At 70.0% G+C, this 5,689-nt stretch carries 7 protein-coding genes and 2 pseudogenes; 6 read left to right on the forward strand and 3 right to left on the reverse strand.

Annotation, left to right across the window (positions count from 1 at the left end; all coding sequences use genetic code 11):
- The 5 genes and pseudogenes from IJH84_RS14235 to IJH84_RS14255 form a co-directional block, all read left to right on the forward strand.
- Positions 1-271 (forward strand): annotated as a pseudogene (locus IJH84_RS14235) (glycosyltransferase); the annotation flags it as partial.
- Positions 272-407: 136 nt separating this feature from the next.
- Positions 408-1,511, forward strand: a pseudogene (locus IJH84_RS14240) (molybdopterin-dependent oxidoreductase).
- Positions 1,508-1,936, forward strand: a complete 429-nt coding sequence (locus IJH84_RS14245; protein WP_295145153.1) for a hypothetical protein — start codon at positions 1,508-1,510, stop codon at positions 1,934-1,936. The pseudogene IJH84_RS14240 and the gene IJH84_RS14245 overlap by 4 nt, the downstream one beginning before the upstream one ends.
- Positions 1,937-1,952: 16 nt before the next feature.
- Positions 1,953-2,177, forward strand: a complete 225-nt coding sequence (locus tag IJH84_RS14250; protein WP_295145155.1) for a ribbon-helix-helix domain-containing protein — start codon at positions 1,953-1,955, stop codon at positions 2,175-2,177.
- Positions 2,164-2,511, forward strand: a complete 348-nt coding sequence (locus IJH84_RS14255; RefSeq protein ID WP_295145158.1) for a type II toxin-antitoxin system PemK/MazF family toxin — start codon at positions 2,164-2,166, stop codon at positions 2,509-2,511. Before IJH84_RS14250 ends, IJH84_RS14255 begins: the two co-directional genes overlap by 14 nt.
- A 10-nt stretch (positions 2,512-2,521) precedes the next feature.
- On the opposite strand, the gene IJH84_RS14260 is transcribed toward IJH84_RS14255, so the two are convergent.
- From IJH84_RS14260 to IJH84_RS14270, 3 genes are all read right to left on the reverse strand, one after another.
- Entirely contained in the window at positions 2,522-3,460 is a 939-nt protein-coding gene (locus IJH84_RS14260) for a heme o synthase (protein WP_200070866.1), read from the reverse strand.
- Positions 3,457-3,846, reverse strand: coding sequence for a DUF3817 domain-containing protein (locus IJH84_RS14265; RefSeq protein ID WP_200070865.1), 390 nt, complete (start codon positions 3,844-3,846; stop codon positions 3,457-3,459). Before IJH84_RS14265 ends, IJH84_RS14260 begins: the two co-directional genes overlap by 4 nt.
- A 136-nt stretch (positions 3,847-3,982) precedes the next feature.
- On the reverse strand, positions 3,983-5,089 hold the full coding sequence (locus tag IJH84_RS14270) for an LLM class flavin-dependent oxidoreductase (protein ID WP_295145166.1): 1,107 nt from the start codon (positions 5,087-5,089) through the stop codon (positions 3,983-3,985).
- Positions 5,090-5,454: 365 nt separating this feature from the next.
- Between IJH84_RS14270 and IJH84_RS14275 the strand changes: the two genes are divergently transcribed.
- On the forward strand, positions 5,455-5,689 hold a 235-nt coding region (locus IJH84_RS14275; protein ID WP_295145169.1), incomplete at its 3' end, for a hypothetical protein.

Genomic DNA, 5,689 nt, shown 5'->3' on the forward strand with positions numbered 1-5,689 from the left:
CGCCGGGCTGGTGCGCCGCCGGGGTCTGCCGGTGCACGACATCGGCCCGGTGCGCTGCGCCCGGCGGCAGGAGCTGCTGGACCTGGGCGTGCAGGACCGTGCGTTCGGCTATCCGCTGGAGCTGCTGCTCCGCGCGCAGCAGGCGGGCTGGCGGGTCGCCGAGCTGCCGATCGACTACCGCCCCCGCACCGCCGGAACCCGGTCCAAGGTGACCGGCTCGGTGAAGGGCACCACCCGGGCCGTGCGGGACATGGCGCGCGTCATGCGGTGATCGGCGTCCCGAGCGCGCCGTCCGTCCGATGTGGACACCAGCGGCGAACGCGCCGTTCTGTCGCAATCGCCATCCGCGAGGTCTCCGAACAACCAGGAGAGCCCGAAACTGCCGGGCCGATATCGCGGAAGGTGCCATGACGAGAGCGGGACGGGAACCGGTCACCGCGGGCCACCTGGGGATGTGGCTGGCGGTGACCTTCGGCCTGTGCATGATCACCGGCCTGATCAGCCACGGAATCCAGCACCCGCCGGGCTGGTTCCACTGGCCGTCGCGGCCGGTCAACCTATACCGCGTCACCCAGGGCGTGCACGTGATCAGCGGAATCGCGGCGATCCCGCTGCTGGCCGCGAAGCTGTGGAGCGTGGCGCCGAAGTTGTTCGAGCGCCCGGTGGTGCGTTCGCTGCCGCACCTGCTGGAGCGGCTGTCGCTGCTGGTGCTGGTGACTTCGGCTTCGTTCGAGCTGCTGACCGGCCTGTTCAACATCGCGCAGAACTACCCGTGGAACTTCTACTTCCCGCAGGTGCACTTCGCCGTGGGCTGGATCGCCGTGGGATCGCTGCTGCTGCACGCGGCGGTGAAGATCCCGGTGTTCCGGCGGGCGCTGGGCGAGCCGCGCGAGCCCGCCGCGCAACGCGGCCCGGGCCGGCTCGTGAGCCGGAGGGGCTTTCTGGGGGTGACAGCGCTGTCGGTCGGCACCGCGGTCACGGTCACCGCGGGGATGACGGTGCCCTGGTTGCGCGAGGTGGCGGTGCTGGGCACTCGCTCCCGGCTCGGAGCGCAGGGCCTGCCGGTGAACCGGACCGCCGCCGCGGCCGGCGTGCTCGACTCCGCGCAGGACACCGGCTGGCGGCTGGAGGTCCGCGGTCCGCGCGGGGTTCGCACCTTCAGCCTCCCCGACCTGGAGTCATTTCCGCAGGTCACGGCAGAGCTGCCGATCGCCTGAGTGGAGGGCTGGAGCCAGCAGGCGGTCTGGAGCGGAGTGCGGCTGGCCGACGTGCTGCGCGCGGTCGGCGCCCCCGCGGACGCGCAGGTGCGCGTGTCGTCGCTGGAAGCCGCCGGGCCGTACTCGTCGAGCGTGGTCGCGCCCACGCACGCCGCCGACCCGCTGACATTGCTGGCGCTGCGGCTCGGCGGCGAACCGCTGCACCCCGATCACGGTTTCCCGTGCCGCTTGATCGCTCCCAACCGGCCGGGCGTGATGCAGACGAAGTGGCTGCGGCGAGTGGAGGTCCTGTGATCGTCGTGTTGCGCCTGATCCTCGCCCTCGGCGGGCTGACGATGATCGGCTTGGGCGGGTGGTTCCTGTACGACCAGTTGCTCGCCGAGCCGTCGATCACGACCGCTACGGCCGGATGGCTGCTAGCGGGTCCGGTGCTCACCGACCTGTTGCTGATGCCGGTGGCAGCGGCGGCCGGGTGGGCGCTGTCCAGGCTGCTGCCGAGCTCGCTGCGGGCTCCGGTCGCGGCCGGGCTGGTCGTGAGCACCGTGCTGGTGGCGATCGCCGTGCCGTTCCTGTGGCGCGCGTACGCCTCGAACCACAACCCCGGCCTGGTCGACGGCGACTACCTCGCCGGACTGGGCACGGCGCTGATCGTCACATGGGTAGCAGTGCTGCTGGCCGCATTGCTCAATGCGGTGGGAAAGCGGTGGCAAAGCCAGTAGCATCACAGGTATGAAGATGAGTGTGAGCTTGCCGGAGGACGATGTCGCGTTCATCGACTCCTACGCCGAACAGGCCGGCGTCAGCTCGCGATCCGCGGTGCTCCACCAGGCCGTCGAACTACTGCGCAGCGCCGATCTGGAAGACGCTTACGCAGCGGCATGGCAGGAGTGGGACGAGTCCGGCGATTCCGAGCTCTGGGACTCCACGACCGCCGACGGAATCGGCGATGCGGCGCGGTGAGATCTTCTGGGTCGAGCTGGAGCCGGTCCGAGCCTCGGAAGCGAACAAGACCCGTCCAGCTGTCGTCGTGAGCAACGACGCCGCGAACCGCAGCATCCAGCGGCTCGGCCGCGGGGTCGTCACCGTGGTTCCAGTGACCTCGAACATCTCCCGCGTGCTGCCGTTCCAAGTGCTGCTCAGGGCGACCGAGTGCGGTCTGGACAACGACTCCAAAGCCCAGGCCGAACAACTGCGCGCGGTCTCCTACACGCGGATCCGGAGCCGGATCGGCGCGCTGCCCCGCAAATCGCTCGAAGCACTCGACGCCGCGCTGCGACGCCATCTCAACCTGTGATCGGGACGCCTCAGCCCAAGCTGGGCAGGCCGACCGCCGCGTCCACGGCGATGGCCACCGAGAGCACCGTCAGGTACGAGTTCGACAGGTGGAACAGCACCATCGGATTGGCGACCCCGTTGCGCCGCACCGCGCCGTGCAGCCGCTGCGCCACGACCAGGAACGCCGTACCCGCCAGCACCGCGAAAGCGACGTAGATCCAGCTCGTCGCGGGCACCAGCAGCAGCGTGCAGGCCACCGTGGCGTAGCTGTAGACCAAGATCCGCGCCGAGACCTGCCGCGGGGTGGCCACCACCGGCAGCATCGGCACCCCGGCGCTGGCGTAGTCGTCGCGGTACTTCATCGCCAGCGACCAGAAGTGCGGCGGCGTCCACAGGAACACCACCCCGAACATCACCAGCGCGGGCCACTCGACCTTGCCCGCCACCGCGGCCCAGCCGATCACCACGGGCATGCAGCCCGCTGCCCCGCCCCACACGATGTTCTGCGAGGTGCGGCGCTTGAGCACCAGCGTGTAGACGAAGACGTAGAACAGGATCGCCGCCAGCGACAGCACCGCGGCCAGCAGGTTCGCGCCCAGCGCGAGGATGCCGAACGACGCCGCGCCCAGCACGATCCCGAAGATCAGCGCGTGCTTGCGCGGCACCTCGTAGCTGACCAGCGGGCGGCTCCGGGTGCGGTGCATGACCGCGTCGATGTCCGAGTCGGCCACGCAGTTCAGCGCGTTCGCGCTGCCCGCGGACATGGCACCGCCCGCCAGCGTGACCAGCACCAGCCACGGCGAGGGAATGCCGCGCTCGGCCAGGAACATCGCCGGGATGGTGGTCACCAGCAGCAGTTCGATGACCCGCGGCTTGGTCAGCGCGAGGTACGCCGCCAGCACGCCGCGCCGCTTCGGCTCCGCGGAGGTGGTGGGTTCGTCGGTGACTCGTTCGGGAACTGAGGTCATGAGTTCGTCGACCCCGATGCAGCCGCCGCGCTGCTCGATCGCTCGAACGGAAGCGGCTCACCGCTGGTGCGCAACCGGTGCCACAGCACCACTTTGCGCTCGGCGAAGAACGCGCCGAACGGGATGGTGCCGGCCAGCAGCACCAGCAGCATCCGCCCGTAGGGAATCCGCAGCTGCACCGTGGTCACCAGCGCGACGAACAGGTAGATGATGTAGAGGTAGCCGTGGCCGATACCGATGGTCGTGGTCCAGGTGTCACCGAAGAGCTGGGTCGCCGACCCCTCCGGCCACAGGTACTTCAGCACCATCGTCGCGCACAGCAAGATCAGCAGCACCGCGGTCACGTACGCCATGACCCGGTACGCGACCAGCACGCCAGGCTTCACCACAGACCCCTCAATCCCGCCGCCGGCTCGCCAGCTTCGTTTCGAGCAGTCCGACCGTACGCCACAGCTTTCCCACGCCTGCGCGTGACCTGGTGGGATAGTGGCGCCGACCACGCTGCGCAGCTCGAGGCGCTGTTCAGGCCACGCCGGGCAGCCCGTATTCGCGGGCGATCAACTCGTAGGAGTGCAGCTTGGACTCCCGGTCGTACATGTTCGCGGTGAGCATGAGCTCGTTCGCCCCGGTGCGTTCGCGCAGCTCCTCCAGTTCGGTGCGCACGCGCTGCGGCGAGCCGTAGACGGCGTCGGCCAGCCAGCTGTCCACGAAGCTTTGCTCCACCTCGGAGTACGGGTATTCGCGCGCTTCCTCGGGACTCGGGATCGGGCCGGGGCTGCCGCGGCGCAGCCGGAGCATGTTCAGCGCGATCGGCCGGGTCAGGTCCAGCGCTTCCTCGTCGGTGTCCGCGGCGATGGTCTGCACGCCGATCAGCGCGTACGGCTCGTCCAGCACCGCCGAGGGCTGGAAGGACTCGCGGTAGAGCTCCATCGCCGGGATCGTGTTGCGGGCGCTGAAGTGGTGCGCGAACGCGAACGGCAAGCCGAGCGCTCCGGCGACCTGCGCGCTGAACCCGCTGGAACCCAGCAGCCACACCGGCGGCGCCTGGCCGTGCGGCACCGACTGCACCTCCACGTAGGGGTGATCGGCGGGGAAACCGTCGCCCATGAACGCCATCAGCTCCCCGAGCTGCTGCGGGAAGTCGTCCGCCGACAGCGGCCCGCTGGTGCGGCGCAGTGCGCGGGCGGTGCCCTGGTCGGTGCCGGGTGCGCGCCCGATGCCCAGGTCGATGCGGCCAGGGTGGAGCGCTTGGAGGGTGCCGAACTGCTCGGCGACGACCAGCGGCGCGTGGTTGGGCAGCATCACGCCGCCGGAACCGAGCCGCAGCGTGCTGGTCGCCGAAGCCAAGTGCGCGATCACGACCGACGGGGAGGAGCTGGCGATGCCGGGCATCCCGTGGTGCTCGGCCACCCACAGCCGGTGGAATCCCCAGCTCTCGGCGGACTTGGCGAGTTCGGTCGTGGTCGCCAGCGCATCGCCCGGCGTGGTCGCCGCGCCGACCGGCGCGAGGTCGAGGATCGAAAGCGGAACGGCCGAACGTCCGTGCGCGCGCCCGCGGATCGGGTCCGGCTCGTCGGGTGCGCCGGAGCCGTTGGCCGGTGCGCGGTCGGAGTTCGCCGAGGTGCTCATCGCCGGTTCCAACCGCTCCTTTTCCCGGATTTGTTCCCGGCACCGGACTGTGCCAGTGATCACACAGGGCTTGTCGGAGATCAGCGCTCCCCTGACTTCAAGGGGTCGTTTCAGTGTGATTTTTGGTCATTGTCTTGTCAGCGGCGGAGCCGCTGAGCGGCCGACCATGCGAGCAACCGGCACCGCCGCGGGTTCGCAGCGGCTTCCTCGCGAGGACAGCGATTTCGCCGCGTAGGGTGCTACGTCAGAAATCGCGGTCACACCGGCAAGGGGCGGCGAGGAAGTCGCTGAGGTTCCGCTACCGGCACCGCTGCGCAAATCATCCCGAAAGTGCCCCTAAGTCCCGGCCTCGAACGGAGCACGGCATGTCCTCGAAGCTGAGACCGGGCGATCGCGGCGGCAGGCTGCGCGGCGCGTTCGGCGCACTCGGTGTCGCCGCCTCGATCGTCGTCGCGGTGCTCGTGCTCGGCGCCCTCATCCCGGCGCTACCGGTGGTCGGCTCGTTCGGGTCGGTCGTCGGGCGGCGGCCGTTCGAGTTCGCGCTGACCGGCCTGCTGGTCGTGCTGCTGAGCTGGATGGCGTGGCGGTCGCAGGCCCGCC

Source organism: Saccharopolyspora sp. (assembly GCF_017434145.1).
In the GTDB taxonomy this organism is placed as follows: Bacteria; Actinomycetota; Actinomycetes; order Mycobacteriales; family Pseudonocardiaceae; genus Saccharopolyspora_C; species Saccharopolyspora_C galaxeae.

What these genes read in the sequence shown, in the direction of transcription:
- IJH84_RS14255 (WP_295145158.1), top strand. Translation starts at nt 2,164, where the DNA reads ATGCGGCGCGGTGAGATCTTCTGGGTCGAGCTGGAGCCGGTCCGAGCC.
- IJH84_RS14270 (WP_295145166.1), bottom strand. Translation starts at nt 5,089, where the DNA reads ATGAGCACCTCGGCGAACTCCGACCGCGCACCGGCCAACGGCTCCGGC.
- IJH84_RS14250 (WP_295145155.1), top strand. Translation starts at nt 1,953, where the DNA reads ATGAGTGTGAGCTTGCCGGAGGACGATGTCGCGTTCATCGACTCCTAC.
- IJH84_RS14260 (WP_200070866.1), bottom strand. Translation starts at nt 3,460, where the DNA reads ATGACCTCAGTTCCCGAACGAGTCACCGACGAACCCACCACCTCCGCG.